Origin of the sequence: Escherichia sp. WS3227_2 (assembly GCF_046486495.1) — a bacterium.
In the GTDB taxonomy this organism is placed as follows: domain Bacteria; phylum Pseudomonadota; class Gammaproteobacteria; order Enterobacterales; family Enterobacteriaceae; genus Escherichia; species Escherichia coli.
Genome location: NZ_JBJQLG010000014.1, coordinates 110,733 through 128,010 on the forward strand (window position 1 = coordinate 110,733; position 17,278 = coordinate 128,010).

Consider the following 17,278-nt stretch of genomic DNA (forward strand, 5'->3'; position numbering starts at 1 on the left):
TTTTTGTTGAGGGGCACCTTTTAACATTTAGTGCCCATCGTCGCAAGACACAATCCACACGGTTAAACCGGGTATCCTGCTTTTATTTCCGTACCCGATGTCGGTGCAGCCACATCAGCTTATACGCCGCCGGGATAATAAACAGCGACAGCAAAGGCGCGGTGATCATGCCGCCAATCATCGGCGCGGCAATCCGGCTCATCACCTCTGATCCTGCCCCCGTTCCCCACAGAATCGGCAGCAGACCGGCGATAATCACCGCCACCGTCATCGCTTTCGGGCGCACGCGCAGGACCGCGCCGTGATATAACGCCTCATCCAGCTTCTGCTCGCTGAATGTTTGTGGATTATTCAACGACGGCTCGGCCTCTATGGCGTGACGTAAATACATCAGCATCACCACGCCAAATTCGGCGGCGACCCCCGCAAGGGCAATAAAACCGGTGCCCGTTGCCACAGAAAGATGAAAGCCCATCCACCACAGCAACCAGATGCCGCCCACCAGCGCAAACGGTACGCTGCTGATAATCAGCAACGCTTCGCCCACCCGACGGAACGCCAGATACAACAGCACGAAGATGATCATCAACGTCATCGGCACCATGAGTTTCAGCTTATGGTTGGCGCGCTCCAGTAGTTCGAACTGCCCGGAGAATGCCACGCTGGTGCCCGGTTTTAACTGCACTTTTTCAGCTATCGCTTTTTGCAGATCGTGAACCACCGACACCATGTCACGATCGCGGGCATCGATATAAATCCAGCTCGTCGGGCGCGCATTCTCGGTTTTCAGCATCGACGGTCCGGTAGAGACTTTAACGTCGGCCACGTCTGCCAGGGTGATTTGCTGCTTCATCGGCGTCAGGATCGGCAACTGGCGCAGCGCCTGCGGACTATCGCGCCAGCTTTGCGGATAACGCAGATTAATTGGATAACGGGCAATCCCTTCCACCGTTTCGCCAACCATCGCCCCGCCCACCGCAGAAGTCACAAACAATTGCACATCCGCCACCGTCATACCGTAACGCGCGGCTTTTTCACGGTTAATCTCAACGTTGATATAGCGCCCACCTTCCAGACGCTCAGCAAGCGCAGAAGCCACGCCTGGCACCGTTCGTGCCACTTCTTCAATTTGCTCCGCCATCGCGTCGATATCCGCCAGCACAGTGCCGGAAACTTTAATGCCGATAGGGCTTTTAATGCCGGTTGAGAGCATATCGATACGGTTACGAATTGGCGGCACCCACAGATTCGCCAGCCCCGGCAGACGCACGGTGTTATCCAGTTCCTCAATGATTTTGTCCATCGTCATGCCAGGCCGCCACTGATCCTGCGGCTTAAGCTGGATGGTCGTTTCTACCATCTCCAGCGGAGCAGAATCGGTGGCGGTTTCCGCTTTCCCGGTTTTGCCAAATACCCGCGCCACTTCAGGTACGCTCATAATCAGCTTGTCGGTTTTTTGCAGCATACTCGCCGCCTCTGCTGCGGAAATCCCCGGCAGCGTCGATGGCATATACAACAAGTCGCCTTCATTGATCTGCGGTAAAAATTCCCCGCCAACTTTATTGAGCGGCCAGAGAACCGTCAGCACCGAAAGCGTGGCCACCAGCAGCGTGGTTTTCGGCCAGTGCAGTACTTTCAGCAACAGCGGATGATAAACACGAATCAAAAAGCGATTGAGCGGGTTACTGCTTTCCGGCGGAATTTTGCCACGGATCCAGTAACCCATCAGGATAGGGATCACTACGATCGCCAGCAGCGCCGCGCCCGCCATCGCATAGGTTTTAGTGAACGCCAACGGGCCAAACAGACGCCCTTCCTGCCCTTCCAGGGTGAAGATCGGGATAAACGACAGTGTGATAATCAGCAGACTGATAAACAGCGCCGGACCCACTTCAACAGACGCATCGGTGATCACCTGCCAGCGCGTTTTATTATCCAGCGTGGCGTCAGGATGCTGGTGCTGCCACTCTTCCAGCCGTTTATGTGCATTCTCGATCATGACGATAGCGGCATCGACCATCGCCCCGACGGCAATCGCAATACCGCCCAGCGACATAATATTGGCGTTCAGTCCCTGAAAGTGCATGACAATAAAAGCAATACACAACCCCAGCGGCAACGAAATAATCGCCACCAGCGCCGAGCGCACATGCCAGAGAAACAGCGCACAGACTACCGCCACCACAATAAACTCTTCCAGCAACTTGCCGCTGAGGTTGTCGATGGCGCGGTCAATGAGCTGGCTGCGATCGTATGTTGTAACTATCTCCACGCCTTCCGGCAGACTACTTTTCAGCGTTTCCAGTTTGTCTTTCACGGCGGCGATCACTTCTCGGGCGTTTTTGCCGGAGCGCAGGATCACCACCCCGCCCGCCACTTCGCCTTCGCCGTTCAGTTCGGCAATGCCCCGGCGCATTTCCGGGCCAATCTGGACCTTCGCAACATCACGCAGATAAACGGGCACGCCATTTTCACTGGCTTTTAAAACGATGTGATTAAAGTCGTCGAGCGTTTGCAGATAGCCGCTGGCTCGCACCATATATTCCGCTTCCGCCAGTTCGATCGACGAACCGCCCGCTTCCTGGTTTGAAGCATCCAGCGCGCTTTTTACTTCGGCGAGACTGATGCCATATTGCGCCAGGCGCTGAGGATCGATAACCACCTGATACTCTTTCACCACACCGCCTACCGACGCCACTTCCGCAACGTCAGGAATGGTTTTCAGCTCATATTTGAGAAACCAGTCCTGCAATGAGCGTAAATCGGCCAGATCGTGCTTACCGCTGCGATCCACCAATGCATATTCATAGATCCAGCCAACACCCGTGGCATCTGGCCCCAGCTCGGCGCTGACTCCCGCAGGCAGCTTACCCTGTACCTGGTTGAGGTACTCCAGCACCCGCGAGCGCGCCCAGTACGGATCGGTGCCATCTTCGAAAATGACATACACATAAGAGTCGCCAAACTGCGAGAAACCGCGCACAGTCTTCGCGCCAGGCACCGACAACATGGTGGTGGTTAGCGGATAAGTCACCTGATTTTCAACGATTTGCGGTGCCTGACCGGGATAGCTGGTTTTAATAATCACCTGCACATCGGAGAGATCCGGCAGCGCATCCACTGGCGTGTTAATGATGGTCCAGGTGCCCCAGATACTCAGAAACAACGCGCCCATCAGCACCAGAAAACGGTTCGCCACCGAGCAACGAATAATCCATTCAATCATTGGTTATTCCCTCAATGCGCATGGGTAGCACTTTCAGAGCGCATCCGCTCCAGTGCGCCAGAAATATTGGCTTCGGAATCAATCAGGAACAGGCCGCTGGAAACCACCTTTTCACCTTCCGCCAGACCAGAGCGTAATGCGGTGACACCTTGCGATGCCTGGAAAACGGCAACGCGTTTCGGTACAAAGCGCCCGTCGGCATCAACGGTAATCACCCGCTGTTCGCTGCCGGTATCAATCAGCGCCTGTGACGGAATGAGCAGCATCGGTTCGCTGGTGGTATTGAGTTGCAACCAGGCGTTCATGCCCGGTTTTAGCGCCTCGTCGGCGTTGTCGACTTCCAGACGCAGCTGCAGCGTGCGGGTCGCGGCATCCACGCCGGGTAGCAGCGTCCATTTGCGGATGGTGAGTGTTTTATCCGGTCGTGCCGGAACGGTGAGCGTAAACTGCGAGGCATCTTTCACCAGCCAGGCGATAGACTCCGGGATCGCAGCAGTGACCCACACCGGGTCCATACCCTGAATTTTCGCGACCACGTTATCTTTGGCGATATTCATACCCGCGCGCAGATCAAACGCGGTGATCACGCCATCAATGGGCGCTTTGAGCGTAAAACGCGTCTGGATTTTTTGCGTGGCGATCAGTCGGCGAATATCCGCCTCCGGCATTCCCGCCAGTCGCAGCCGCTCAAGAATGCCTTCAGTCTGGGTCGCCGTACCGCCGGTTTCGCGCAGCAGTAAATACTCACTCTGCGCTTCCACCCAGTCGGGAATGGTCAGGTCGAGAAGCGGTGTGCCCTTTTGCACTTTATCGCCCACGGTAAGCGGATACACCTTGTCGATAAACCCGGCAGCGCGAGCCTGCACAATGGCATACTGATACTCGTTGTAACTGACATTCGCCGGGAAACTCTGGGCAAAAGTCAGCGGCCCGCGCGTGACGGTAGCCGTTTTCACCCCCAGATTCTGCGTCTGAGTCGGGTCAATGCGCACACCAGACGCAGAACTCTCTTCATCGGCATATTTCGGCACCAGATCCATATCCATAAACGGCGATTTACCTGGTTTATCGAACCGCGTATTGGGATACATCGGGTCGTACCAGAATAAAATTTTACGTTCTGCGGTCGACGTTTTTTCTGCGGGCGGTTCAGCCCGGTCAAACCAGGTAAAACCTGCCGCAGAAATAATACCGCCCGCGATCATGCTGCCGATAATAAGCGCGATTTTTTTCATCTCATTAAACCTGGGTTACTGGCTGACTTTAATATCTTGTAATAAAGAAAGGCTGCCCTGCTGGACAAAATTAAACGCTACTTTGTCGCCGGTTTTAATTTCGCTCATTTTCGTCTGCGGGGTGATGGTAAAGCGCATGGTCATCTCCGGCCAGTTCACGGCAGCAATCGGATCGTGATGGATGGTGATTTTTTTGCTTTCCAGATCAACACCTTTTACCACGCCAGTGGCGCTAATAACCTGTGGTTGTGCTTCGCTCATGGTTTCATGATGATGTTCGTTAGCCTGGGCATTAAAGCCAATAACGGTAAACAGACTGAACATCGCGACTTGCAGTGCTTTTTTCATTTATTCTCTCCTGGAGTTAAAAATTATTGCTGCCAACCGCCGCCTAAGGCGGTATATAAAGAAATTTCGTTCACCTGACGGGCATAATTCAGGTCAAGTAAAGTTTGTCGGGTTGCAAATAAAGAACGCTCAGCATCCAGCACTTCCAGATAACTTACTGCGCCGTGCTGATATAATGCCCGCGCCCGTTGCAAAGTAATTTGCAGCGATGCCAGATAACGCTGCTGGGCGCTAATTTGATCGTTCAGGCTTTGACGTAATGCCAGCGCATCTGCCACTTCTTTAAAGGCGTTCTGGATTTTCTGTTCATAATTCACCACCGACTGCTGCTGGCGAATTTCGGCGATATCCAGATTGGCCTGGTTGCGTCCGGCATTAAAAATGGGGATCTCAATTTTGGGTATAAAATTCCACATCCCGCTGCTGGCGTTAAATAATGACGACAGATCGCTGCTGGCGGTTGATATTCCGCTGGTCAGGCTGATAGACGGGAAAAATGCCGCGCGTGCGGCCCCAATATTGGCATTAGCCGCCATTAACGCATGTTCAGCTTCCATAATATCCGGGCGCTGCAATAAGATTTTCGACGACAAGCCCACCGGTAATTTAACGCTTTGCAGGCTGTCGCTGTTTACTGTCTGCGCTTGCGGCAGCTTGCCGTAGTTTCCCAATAACAGTTGCAATGCATTATTCGCCTGCGCCAGTTCCCCCTGACGTTTAGCGATGTCGCTGCGGGTACTTTCAATCACCCCGCGAGCCTGTTCCAGCGCCAGAACATTGCTGCTACCGGTCAACAGTTGTTTTTCGACAAACGCATATGACTGCTGATAATTACGCAGCGTTTCTTCGGCTATTTGCAATTGCGCATACGCCAGTTGCTGATTGAAATAGCTTTGCGCGACATTAGAAACCAGCAGAATATGCACCGCGCGCTGGGCTTCCTCAGTGGCTAAATAATTTTGTCGCTCGGCTTCGCTCATGTTCTTTAAGCGACCGAAAAAATCGAGATCAAAGCTGGCGTTAAGGCCAGTCGAGAACTCCCGCGTCGTGGCTGAATCGCCTTTAAGATTGCCGCTCCAGCTGCCGCTGCCCTCGCCATTGAGCTGTGGGTAGCGGTCGGCATCGGTCAGACGATATTGCGCCCGCGCTTCCTGCACTTTCAGCGTCGCCATGCGCAAATCCCGGTTATTCACCAGCGCCTCGCTAATCAGCGTCTTCACCTGATTATCAACAAAAAAGGTGCGCCAGCCCGCGTTCTGGTAGTTATCTGCTGCGTTAACCAGGCCGTTCTGGTTGAGTGAGAACTGCTGCGGCACGGGCATTGCCGGGCGCTGATAATCCGGTGCCAGTGAACAACCGGTTAGCGCAAGGGCCACACAAAATGGCAGAAGTTTACAAGGAGACATAGGCTCATAATTTCTGGTGATTTTATGCCGCCAACTTTACTCGCCAGGCTCTGATTTTCCGGTGACAGGAAAATGACAAAATTGTCATTTTGCCAATAAGCGATTGCCATCTGATCCCGCTACTCTAGAATTGCCCGGGCAACATGCGGAGGAAATATGAAACTGTTGATTGTCGAAGATGAAAAGAAAACCGGAGAATACTTGACCAAAGGGTTAACCGAAGCCGGTTTTGTGGTCGATTTGGCCGACAACGGGCTGAATGGCTACCATCTGGCGATGACCGGTGATTATGATCTGATAATCCTCGATATTATGCTGCCGGACGTGAACGGCTGGGATATCGTGCGTATGTTACGCTCCGCCAATAAAGGGATGCCGATTCTGTTGCTTACCGCGCTTGGCACCATTGAGCATCGCGTCAAGGGGCTGGAGTTGGGGGCCGATGACTATCTGGTGAAGCCGTTCGCTTTTGCTGAACTGCTGGCGCGGGTGCGCACTCTCCTGCGGCGCGGGGCGGCGGTGATTATCGAAAGTCAGTTTCAGGTTGCCGATCTGATGGTCGATCTCGTCAGCCGCAAAGTCACCCGCAGCGGCACGCGCATCACTCTGACCAGTAAAGAATTTACTCTGCTGGAGTTTTTCCTCCGCCATCAAGGCGAAGTGCTGCCCCGCTCGCTTATCGCCTCGCAGGTGTGGGACATGAATTTCGACAGCGATACCAACGCCATTGATGTGGCAGTGAAGCGGCTGCGCGGCAAAATCGACAACGACTTTGAGCCGAAGCTGATTCAAACCGTGCGCGGCGTGGGTTACATGCTTGAGGTGCCGGATGGTCAGTAAGCCATTTCAGCGCCCGTTTTCGCTGGCAACCCGCCTGACCTTTTTTATCAGCCTGGCCACCATCGCGGCGTTTTTCGCCTTTGCCTGGATCATGATTCACTCGGTAAAAGTGCATTTTGCTGAGCAGGATATTAATGATTTAAAAGAGATTAGCGCCACACTCAAGCGCGTTCTTAATCATCCCGAAGAGACACAAGCCCGACGCTTAATGACGCTGGAAGATATCGTCAGTGGTTATTCCAATGTGTTGATTTCCCTGGCAGATAGCCAGGGTAAAACGGTGTATCACTCCCCCGGTGCGCCCGATATCCGCGAGTTTACGCGTGACGCCATACCCGATAAAGACACGCGGGGCGGCGAGGTGTATCTCCTTTCCGGCCCGACGATTATGATGCCGGGCCACGGTCACGGGCATATGGAACACAGCAACTGGCGGATGATTAACTTGCCGGTTGGCCCGTTGGTGGACGGCAAACCGATTTATACGCTCTACATCGCGCTTTCGATCGATTTTCATCTTCATTACATAAATGATTTGATGAATAAACTTATTATGACCGCATCGATCATCAGCATCCTGATCGTCTTTATCGTGCTGTTGGCGGTACATAAAGGTCACGCACCGATCCGCAGCGTCAGCCGTCAAATCCAGAACATTACCTCGAAAGATCTCGACGTTCGCCTTGACCCGCAGACCGTGCCGATTGAGCTGGAACAGCTGGTACTGTCGTTCAACCATATGATCGAGCGTATTGAGGATGTCTTTACTCGCCAGTCCAATTTCTCAGCGGATATCGCTCACGAAATTCGTACACCAATTACGAATCTCATAACGCAAACCGAAATCGCCCTCAGCCAGTCACGCAGCCAGAAGGAGCTGGAAGATGTGCTCTACTCTAATCTCGAAGAGCTGACGCGAATGGCGAAAATGGTCAGCGATATGCTGTTTCTCGCCCAGGCCGATAACAACCAGCTAATCCCCGAAAAGAAAATGCTCAACCTGGCGGATGAAATCGGCAAAGTGTTCGATTTTTTCGAGGCGCTAGCGGAAGATCGCGGCGTGGAACTGCGGTTTGTTGGTGACGAGTGTCAGGTTGCGGGCGATCCGCTGATGCTGCGTCGGGCGTTAAGCAACCTGCTTTCGAACGCCCTGCGTTATACGCCGCCCGGAGAGGCGATTGTAGTGCGCTGCCAGACGGTCGATCACCAGGTGCAAGTTTCCGTCGAAAACCCCGGTACGCCCATTGCGCCCGAGCACTTACCGCGATTGTTTGACCGTTTCTACCGCGTTGACCCCTCCCGCCAGCGAAAAGGCGAAGGTAGCGGCATTGGTCTGGCGATAGTGAAATCGATTGTTGTCGCGCATAAAGGCACGGTTGCAGTAACGTCAGATGCTCGGGGGACAAGGTTTGTTATCACATTACCCGCTTAATTATTCAGCAAACGGCAACTTTTATAACCAGTGTAAAAATAACGTGCCGCAATAGTCATACCTATTAATGGTAAAAAGCTGTCACAAGTCATAAAAAACCTTAATATACGCCACCCTAAACATAACCAGCGTTAATGTAAGGTTTTTGTGTGGACTGGCTTCTTGATGTTTTTGCTACCTGGCTCTACGGCTTAAAAGTAATCGCGATAACGTTAGCGGTCATCATGTTCATCAGCGGGCTGGACGATTTTTTTATTGATGTCGTCTACTGGGTACGCCGCATTAAACGCAAGTTGAGTGTTTATCGCCGCTACCCGCGAATGAGTTACCGCGAACTGTATAAACCAGATGAAAAACCGTTAGCGATTATGGTTCCGGCGTGGAATGAAACGGGCGTCATCGGCAATATGGCCGAGCTGGCGGCGACCACGCTCGACTATGAAAACTATCATATCTTTGTTGGCACCTACCCCAACGACCCCGATACTCAGCGTGATGTTGACGAAGTGTGCGCTCGCTTCCCGAATGTGCATAAGGTAGTCTGCGCGCGTCCTGGCCCCACCAGCAAAGCCGACTGCCTGAACAACGTGCTGGACGCCATCACCCAGTTTGAGCGTAGCGCCAATTTCGCTTTTGCTGGTTTTATTCTGCATGACGCCGAAGATGTGATTTCACCGATGGAATTGCGTCTGTTCAACTATCTGGTCGAGCGTAAAGATCTGATTCAGATCCCGGTGTACCCATTCGAACGCGAATGGACGCACTTCACCAGCATGACTTACATTGATGAGTTTTCAGAACTGCATGGCAAAGATGTTCCGGTGCGTGAAGCCCTCGCCGGACAGGTGCCCAGCGCAGGCGTCGGCACCTGTTTCAGCCGCCGCGCCGTGACCGCACTGTTAGCTGACGGTGACGGTATTGCTTTCGACGTGCAGAGTCTTACTGAAGATTACGACATTGGTTTCCGCCTGAAAGAAAAAGGTATGACGGAAATTTTTGTCCGTTTTCCGGTGGTGGACGAAGCCAAAGAACGCGAGCAGCGTAAATTTTTACAGCACGCGCGGACGTCAAACATGATCTGCGTGCGCGAATATTTCCCCGATACCTTTTCGACTGCGGTTCGACAAAAATCTCGCTGGATCATCGGCATTGTTTTCCAGGGCTTTAAAACCCATAAATGGACCTCCAGCCTGACGCTGAATTACTTTCTCTGGCGCGACCGCAAAGGGGCAATCAGTAACTTTGTCAGCTTCCTCGCGATGCTGGTGATGATCCAGCTTTTGCTGTTACTGGCGTATGAAAGTTTGTGGCCCGATGCCTGGCATTTCCTTTCTATTTTCAGCGGCAGCGCATGGTTAATGACCCTGCTGTGGCTAAACTTTGGTTTGATGGTTAACCGCATCGTGCAGCGGGTGATTTTTGTCACTGGCTACTACGGTCTGACGCAGGGGCTGCTATCTGTCCTGCGTCTTTTCTGGGGCAACCTGATTAACTTCATGGCCAACTGGCGCGCGTTAAAACAGGTACTTCAACACGGCGATCCACGTCGCGTCGCGTGGGATAAAACAACGCATGACTTCCCCAGCGTGACTGGCGATACCCGCTCGTTGCGCCCGTTAGGCCAAATTCTGCTGGAAAATCAGGTCATCACTGAAGAACAACTCGATACAGCACTGCGTAATCGCGTCGAAGGTCTACGCCTGGGCGGTTCAATGCTGATGCAGGGGCTGATTAGCGCCGAACAGCTGGCACAGGCGCTGGCAGAGCAAAACGGCGTGGCGTGGGAATCCATCGACGCCTGGCAGATCCCTTCATCACTGATTGCCGAAATGCCGGCTTCCGTGGCGCTGCATTATGCAGTACTGCCGCTGCGTCTGGAAAATGATGAGTTAATTGTCGGCAGTGAAGATGGTATTGACCCGGTTTCGCTGGCAGCCCTGACGCGTAAAGTCGGACGCAAAGTGCGTTACGTCATTGTTCTGCGCGGACAAATTGTCACGGGGTTACGTCACTGGTATGCACGCCGACGCGGTCACGATCCGCGGGCAATGTTGTACAATGCGGTTCAGCATCAGTGGCTCACGGAACAGCAGGCCGGTGAAATCTGGCGGCAATATGTGCCGCATCAGTTCCTGTTCGCCGAAATACTGACCACGCTCGGTCATATTAATCGTTCAGCAATTAACGTGTTGTTATTGCGCCATGAACGCAGTTCTCTGCCGCTCGGCAAGTTTTTGGTCACCGAAGGCGTTATCAGCCAGGAAACGTTGGATCGCGTCCTGACAATTCAACGCGAATTACAAGTTTCGATGCAATCACTATTACTCAAAGCAGGTTTAAACACAGAACAGGTTGCGCAACTGGAGTCCGAAAATGAAGGAGAATAACCTTAATCGCGTCATCGGATGGTCTGGTTTACTGCTGACGTCTTTATTGAGTACCAGCGCACTCGCAGACAATATCGGCACCAGCGCAGAAGAGCTGGGGCTGAGCGATTATCGCCATTTTGTTATTTATCCCCGTCTCGATAAGGCGCTGAAGGCACAGAAAAATAACGACGAAGCAACCGCCATCCGCGAATTTGAATATATACACCAGCAGGTGCCGGATAATATTCCGCTGACTTTATACCTTGCGGAAGCCTATCGCCATTTTGGTCATGATGCCCGGGCGCGGCTGTTGCTTGAGGATCAACTGAAACGTCACCCAGGAGATGCCCGACTTGAGCGCAGTCTGGCGGCTATTCCAGTTGAAGTGAAAAGCGTTACGACTGTTGAAGAACTGCTTGCCCAGCAAAAAGCGTGCGACGCTGCGCCGACCCTGCGTTGTCGCAGTGAAGTCGGGCAGAATGCCCTGCGGCTGGCACAATTACCTGTCGCCAGAGCGCAACTGAACGATGCGACGTTTGCTGCATCGCCGGAAGGAAAAACGCTGCGAACCGATCTGCTGCAACGGGCAATCTACCTGAAACAATGGTCCCAGGCAGATACGCTATACAATGAAGCACGCCAGCAGAACACATTAAGCGCGGCAGAACGCCGTCAGTGGTTTGACGTGCTTCTTGCCGGGCAGCTGGATGATCGGATCCTGGCGCTGCAATCACAGGGGCTCTTCACCGATCCTCAGTCATATATTACTTACGCGACCGCGCTGGCTTATCGTGGCGAAAAAGCACGCCTCCAGCGTTATCTCATTGAAAATACGCCGCTGTTTACCACGGACGCACAAGAGAAAAGTTGGCTCTATCTGTTATCTAAATACAGCGTCAACCCCGTTCAGGCGTTGGCGAATTATACGGTACAGTTTGCCGATAACCGCCAGTATGTTGTTGGCGCGACGCTACCGGTGCTGTTAAAAGAAGGTCAGTACGACGCAGCGCAAAAACTGCTCGCCACCCTCCCCGCCAATGAAATGCTTGAGGAGCGTTATACCGTTAGCGTAGCGACCCATAACAAGGCTGAAGCTCTGCGTCTGGCACGATTGCTGTATCAGCAAGAACCGGCAAATCTTACCCGCCTGGATCAACTGACCTGGCAACTGATGCAGAACGAGCAGTCACGCGAAGCTGCCGATTTATTGCTGCAACGCTATCCTTTCCAGGGCGATGCGCGTGTCAGCCAGACTTTAATGGCGCGACTGGCGTCTCTGCTGGAAAGTCATCCTTACCTGGCAACTCCGGCGAAGGTGGCGATTTTATCGAAACCCTTACCGCTGGCGGAGCAACGTCAGTGGCAAAGTCAGTTGCCGGGTATTGCAGATAATTGCCCGGCAATAGTTCGCTTGCTGGGCGATATGTCGCCTTCCTACGATGCCGCCGCCTGGAACCGTCTGGCAAAGTGTTATCGGGACACGCTACCCGGTGTGGCGTTGTATGCATGGCTTCAGGCCGAACAACGACAACCGAACGCCTGGCAACATCGTGCGGTAGCCTATCAGGCGTATCAGGTTGAGGACTACGCCACCGCACTGGCGGCCTGGCAGAAAATCAGTCTTCACGACATGAGCAATGAGGATCTGCTTGCTGCTGCCAATACCGCCCAGGCGGCAGGAAATGGTGCGGCTCGCGATCGCTGGCTTCAGCAGGCAGAACAACGTGGGCTGGGAAACAATGCCCTCTACTGGTGGCTGCATGCGCAACGTTACATTCCTGGTCAACCGGAACTCGCACTGAACGATCTCACGCGCTCAATCAATATTGCGCCTTCTGCCAACGCTTACGTTGCGCGGGCGACAATTTATCGCCAACGTCATAATGTCCCGGCGGCGGTGAGTGATTTGCGCGCCGCTCTGGAACTGGAACCGAATAATAGCAACACCCAGGCAGCGCTCGGTTACGCCTTGTGGGATAGCGGTGATATCGCACAGTCGCGGGAAATGCTCGAACAGGCGCATAAAGGGCTACCGGACGATCCGGCACTTATCCGACAACTGGCCTACGTGAACCAGCGTCTGGATGACATGCCTGCGACGCAGCACTACGCCCGGCTGGTGATTGATGACATTGATAATCAGGCGCTGATAACCCCACTGACCCCAGAGCAAAATCAGCAACGCTTCAATTTCCGCCGTCTGCATGAGGAGGTCGGTCGCCGCTGGACGTTCAGTTTCGATTCTTCTATCGGCTTGCGTTCCGGCGCAATGAGTACCGCTAACAATAATGTCGGCGGTGCAGCGCCAGGGAAAAGCTATCGTAGCTACGGACAACTGGAAGCCGAGTACCGCATCGGACGCAATATGCTACTGGAAGGCGACCTGCTCTCAGTTTATAGCCGCGTCTTTGCCGATACCGGAGAAAACGGGGTGATGATGCCGGTGAAAAATCCGATGTCCGGCACCGGTCTGCGCTGGAAGCCGCTGCGCGATCAGATCTTTTTCCTCGCCGTCGAACAGCAGTTGCCGCTGAACGGGCAAAATGGCGCATCCGATACCATGCTGCGCGCCAGCGCCTCATTCTTTAATGGCGGCAAATACAGCGACGAATGGCACCCGAACGGTTCAGGCTGGTTTGCCCAAAACCTGTACCTCGATGCGGCGCAATATATCCGCCAGGATATTCAGGCGTGGACGGCAGATTATCGCGTAAGCTGGCATCAGAAGGTAGCTAACGGACAGACTATTGAGCCTTACGCTCACGTTCAGGACAACGGCTATCGTGATAAAGGCACTCAGGGCGCGCAGCTTGGCGGTGTCGGGGTCCGCTGGAATATCTGGACCGGCGAGACGCACTACGACGCCTGGCCGCACAAAGTCAGTCTCGGCGTCGAGTATCAACATACCTTTAAGGCGATTAATCAACGTAACGGAGAGCGCAACAACGCGTTTCTCACCATTGGAGTGCACTGGTAAATGCGTAAGTTCATTTTCGTATTGCTGACACTGCTTTTGGTCAGCCCTTTTTCCTTTGCGATGAAAGGTATTATCTGGCAACCACAAAACCGTGATAGTCAGGTTACCGATACCCAGTGGCAGGGGCTGATGAGTCAGTTACGTTTGCAAGGCTTCGATACCCTGGTTTTGCAATGGACCCGTTACGGCGATGCATTCACCCAGCCAGAACAGCGCGCGTTATTGTTTAAGCGTGCCGCAGCTGCGCAACAGGCTGGCCTGAAGCTGATTGTCGGGCTGAATGCCGATCCGGAATTTTTTATGCACCAGAAACAGTCATCCGCGGCGCTGGAAAGCTATCTTAACCGCCTGCTGGCTGCCGATCTCCAGCAAGCCAGATTATGGAGCGCCGTACCTGGCGTAACGCCGGATGGCTGGTACATCAGCGCGGAAATTGACGACCTGAACTGGCGCAGCGAAGCCGCCCGTCAGCCTTTGCTGACATGGTTAAACAACGCGCAGCGGTTGATTAGCGATGTTTCAGCAAAACCGGTTTATATCAGTAGTTTTTTCGCCGGAAACATGTCGCCCGATGGCTATCGCCAACTGCTGGAACAAGTTAAAGCAACCGGCGTTAATGTCTGGGTACAGGATGGCAGCGGCGTGAATAAACTTACTGGTGAACAGCGTGAACGTTATCTACAGGCCAGCGCCGATTGCCAAAGCTCCGCCCCAGCAAGCGGCATTGTTTATGAACTGTTTGTCGCTGGCAAAGGCAAAACCTTTACAGCGAAACCGAAACCGGATGCAGAGATCGCCTCGCTGTTAGCGAAACGTTCCTCTTGCGGTAAAGACACGCTCTATTTCTCTCTGCGCTATTTGCCCGTCGCACACGGCATTCTCGAGTATTAAATCCCCTCCAGGTAAGTCGGGTACGACCTGACTTACCACTTTCGCTCTCGTCAGAATTCCATCAAGATTAATTGCTAAAAAGCATGCTAAAGAAAGAAGATCGTTATCGGCGAACGGGCCGATCACTCATGCAGGAAGCATAGATCCTTTGAGCGGAGTTTCTGATATCTGAGGAGTGCGAAATGCAATTGAGCAGCAGTGAACCTTGCGTGGTGATCCTGACCGAAAAAGAGGTAGAGGTAAGCGTCAATAACCATGCTACGTTTACCCTCCCGAAAAACTACCTGGCCGCCTTCGCGTGCAACAATAACGTCATTGAACTCTCAACGTTAAATCACGTATTAATCACCCACATCAACCGCAACATCATCAACGATTATCTGTTGTTTTTAAATAAGAACTTAACCTGCGTAAAGCCCTGGTCGCGGCTGGCTACCCCGGTTATCGCTTGTCATAGCCGTACACCGGAAGTGTTTCGGCTAGCCGCCAACCACAGCAAGCAGCAACCCAGCAAACCCTGCGAAGCGGAGTTGACGCGCGCATTGCTTTTTACCGTATTGTCTAACTTTCTTGAGCAATCGCGGTTTATTGCCCTACTGATGTATATCTTACGCAGCAGCGTCCGTGACAGCGTCTGCCGCATTATTCAAAGCGATATTCAGCATTACTGGAATCTGCGAATTGTCGCCAGTTCGCTATGTTTAAGCCCCAGCCTGCTCAAAAAGAAATTAAAAAACGAAAATACCAGCTATAGCCAGATTGTCACAGAGTGTCGTATGCGTTACGCCGTACAGATGTTATTGATGGATAACAAAAATATCACTCAGGTGGCGCAATTATGTGGCTATAGCAGCACGTCGTACTTTATCTCTGTTTTTAAGGCGTTTTACGGCCTGACACCGTTGAATTATCTCGCCAAACAGCGACAAAAAGTGATGTGGTGAAGGGCAAAGCGGAAACGGATAAGACGGGGATAAATGAAGAAGAAATGGCGCGCCCTGCAGGATTCGAACCTGCGGCCCACGACTTAGAAGTTCCTAGAACGACATTTTAAGTCAACAACTTACCGCGCCATCTCTGCGCTCACACGTCCCACTACCTCAAAACATGTAAAGCCTTGCAAGCCATTGTGAGGCCTTATGTGTCTCAGTTTTGTCCCTCTTTTTTGTACTAAAAAACATAGTAATTGAGGATAAACCTCATGCTATTTTCGCTTATATGCCTCTAAAGGCATGGCACTTAAATAGATAAAAGCACCACAAAAGCATAAAAAAACCACACAGTAAAACCGCAATATGAAACAATAACAGATAATTAAACCAAAAACAGATAGCGCATTGTGATAATCATTCAATACTAAACAAAATATAAACAGTGGAGCAATATGTAATTGACTCATTAAGTTAGATATAAAAAATACATATTCAATCATTAAAACGATTGAATGGAGAACTTTTATGCGGGCGAAACTTCTGGGAATAGTCCTGACAACCCCTATTGCGATCAGCTCTTTTGCTTCTACCGAGACTTTATCGTTTACTCCTGACAACATAAATGCGGACATTAGTCTTGGAACTCTGAGCGGAAAAACAAAAGAGCGTGTTTATCTAGCCGAAGAAGGAGGCCGAAAAGTCAGTCAACTCGACTGGAAATTCAATAACGCTGCAATTATTAAAGGTGCAATTAATTGGGATTTGATGCCCCAGATATCTATTGGGGCTGCGGGCTGGACTACTCTCGGCAGCCGAGGTGGCAATATGGTCGATCAGGACTGGATGGATTCCAGTAACCCCGGAACCTGGACAGATGAAAGTAGGCACCCTGATACACAACTCAATTATGCCAACGAATTTGATCTGAATATCAAAGGCTGGCTCCTCAACGAACCCAATTACCGCCTGGGACTCATGGCCGGATATCAGGAAAGCCGTTATAGCTTTACAGCCAGAGGTGGTTCCTATATCTACAGTTCTGAGGAGGGATTCAGAGATGATATCGGCTCCTTCCCGAATGGAGAAAGAGCAATCGGCTACAAACAACGTTTTAAAATGCCCTACATTGGCTTGACTGGAAGTTATCGTTATGAAGATTTTGAGCTAAGTGGCACATTTAAATACAGCGGCTGGGTGGAAGCATCTGATAACGATGAGCACTATGACCCAGGAAAAAGAATCACTTATCGCAGTAAAGTCAAAGACCAAAATTACTATTCTGTTGCAGTCAATGCAGGTTATTACGTAACACCTAACGCAAAAGTTTATGTTGAAGGCGCATGGAATCGGGTTACGAATAAAAAAGGTAATACTTCACTTTATGATCACAATGATAACACTTCAGACTACAGCAAAAATGGTGCAGGCATAGAAAACTATAACTTCATCACTACTGCTGGTCTTAAGTACACATTTTAAGAACGCCAACTAAAATTTCCCCGAGGTGAAAATCGCCCCGGGGAATAACTAGCCATTTCAATGTAACAATTAACCCTTAAAATAAACCCAGAAGGTTATTAACTAAATCACATAGAAAACCATCAATTATAGCATGTATAAAA

At 51.8% G+C, this 17,278-nt stretch carries 11 protein-coding genes; 7 read left to right on the top strand and 4 right to left on the bottom strand.

Going from position 1 to position 17,278, the window contains the following annotated elements; translation table 11 throughout:
* Nucleotides 1-82: 82 nt before the first annotated feature.
* From cusA to cusC, 4 genes are read right to left on the bottom strand one after another with little or no spacing between them, the layout of a single operon-like run.
* Nucleotides 83-3,226: a Cu(+)/Ag(+) efflux RND transporter permease subunit CusA gene (cusA, locus tag ACJHXB_RS19155; RefSeq protein ID WP_000573893.1), complete on the bottom strand. Its 3,144-nt coding sequence runs from the start codon at nt 3,224-3,226 to the stop codon at nt 83-85.
* 11 nt (nt 3,227-3,237) lie between these two features.
* Nucleotides 3,238-4,461, bottom strand: coding sequence for a Cu(+)/Ag(+) efflux RND transporter periplasmic adaptor subunit CusB (cusB, locus tag ACJHXB_RS19160; protein WP_000717149.1), 1,224 nt, complete (start codon nt 4,459-4,461; stop codon nt 3,238-3,240).
* 15 nt (nt 4,462-4,476) lie between these two features.
* The gene (gene cusF / locus ACJHXB_RS19165) at nt 4,477-4,809 is read right to left on the bottom strand and encodes a Cu(+)/Ag(+) efflux RND transporter periplasmic metallochaperone CusF (protein ID WP_000709874.1); all 333 of its coding nucleotides are present in this window, start codon (nt 4,807-4,809) and stop codon (nt 4,477-4,479) included.
* A 23-nt stretch (nt 4,810-4,832) separates the two neighbouring features.
* Nucleotides 4,833-6,215, bottom strand: coding sequence for a Cu(+)/Ag(+) efflux RND transporter outer membrane channel CusC (gene cusC / locus ACJHXB_RS19170; protein ID WP_000074188.1), 1,383 nt, complete (start codon nt 6,213-6,215; stop codon nt 4,833-4,835).
* A gap of 156 nt (nt 6,216-6,371) precedes the next feature.
* On the opposite strand from cusC, the gene cusR reads away from it, so the two are divergent.
* The 7 genes from cusR to ompT all read left to right on the top strand — a co-directional run bounded on the left by cusR (nt 6,372) and on the right by ompT (nt 17,135).
* Nucleotides 6,372-7,055, top strand: coding sequence for a copper response regulator transcription factor CusR (gene cusR, locus ACJHXB_RS19175; protein ID WP_000770953.1), 684 nt, complete (start codon nt 6,372-6,374; stop codon nt 7,053-7,055).
* A complete protein-coding gene (gene cusS, locus ACJHXB_RS19180) occupies nt 7,045-8,487 on the top strand; it encodes a Cu(+)/Ag(+) sensor histidine kinase CusS (RefSeq protein ID WP_000253857.1) in 1,443 nt (480 codons plus the stop codon). The genes cusR and cusS overlap by 11 nt, the downstream gene beginning before the upstream one ends.
* A gap of 149 nt (nt 8,488-8,636) precedes the next feature.
* Nucleotides 8,637-10,874: a cyclic di-3',5'-guanylate-activated glycosyltransferase NrfB gene (nrfB, locus tag ACJHXB_RS19185; protein WP_000383932.1), complete on the top strand. Its 2,238-nt coding sequence runs from the start codon at nt 8,637-8,639 to the stop codon at nt 10,872-10,874.
* Nucleotides 10,861-13,833 (top strand): bacteriophage adsorption protein NfrA, encoded by a 2,973-nt coding sequence (gene nfrA, locus ACJHXB_RS19190; protein ID WP_001375836.1) that lies wholly within the window; start codon nt 10,861-10,863, stop codon nt 13,831-13,833. The genes nrfB and nfrA overlap by 14 nt, the downstream gene beginning before the upstream one ends.
* A complete protein-coding gene (locus ACJHXB_RS19195) occupies nt 13,834-14,724 on the top strand; it encodes a DUF4434 family protein (protein WP_001224586.1) in 891 nt (296 codons plus the stop codon).
* Between the two features lie 182 nt (nt 14,725-14,906).
* The gene (gene envY / locus ACJHXB_RS19200) at nt 14,907-15,668 is read left to right on the top strand and encodes a DNA-binding transcriptional regulator EnvY (protein WP_001177464.1); all 762 of its coding nucleotides are present in this window, start codon (nt 14,907-14,909) and stop codon (nt 15,666-15,668) included.
* A 513-nt stretch (nt 15,669-16,181) separates the two neighbouring features.
* Complete coding sequence (gene ompT / locus ACJHXB_RS19205) at nt 16,182-17,135, top strand: omptin family outer membrane protease OmpT (protein WP_025210277.1); 954 nt, start codon at nt 16,182-16,184, stop codon at nt 17,133-17,135.
* Nucleotides 17,136-17,278 lie beyond the last annotated feature (143 nt).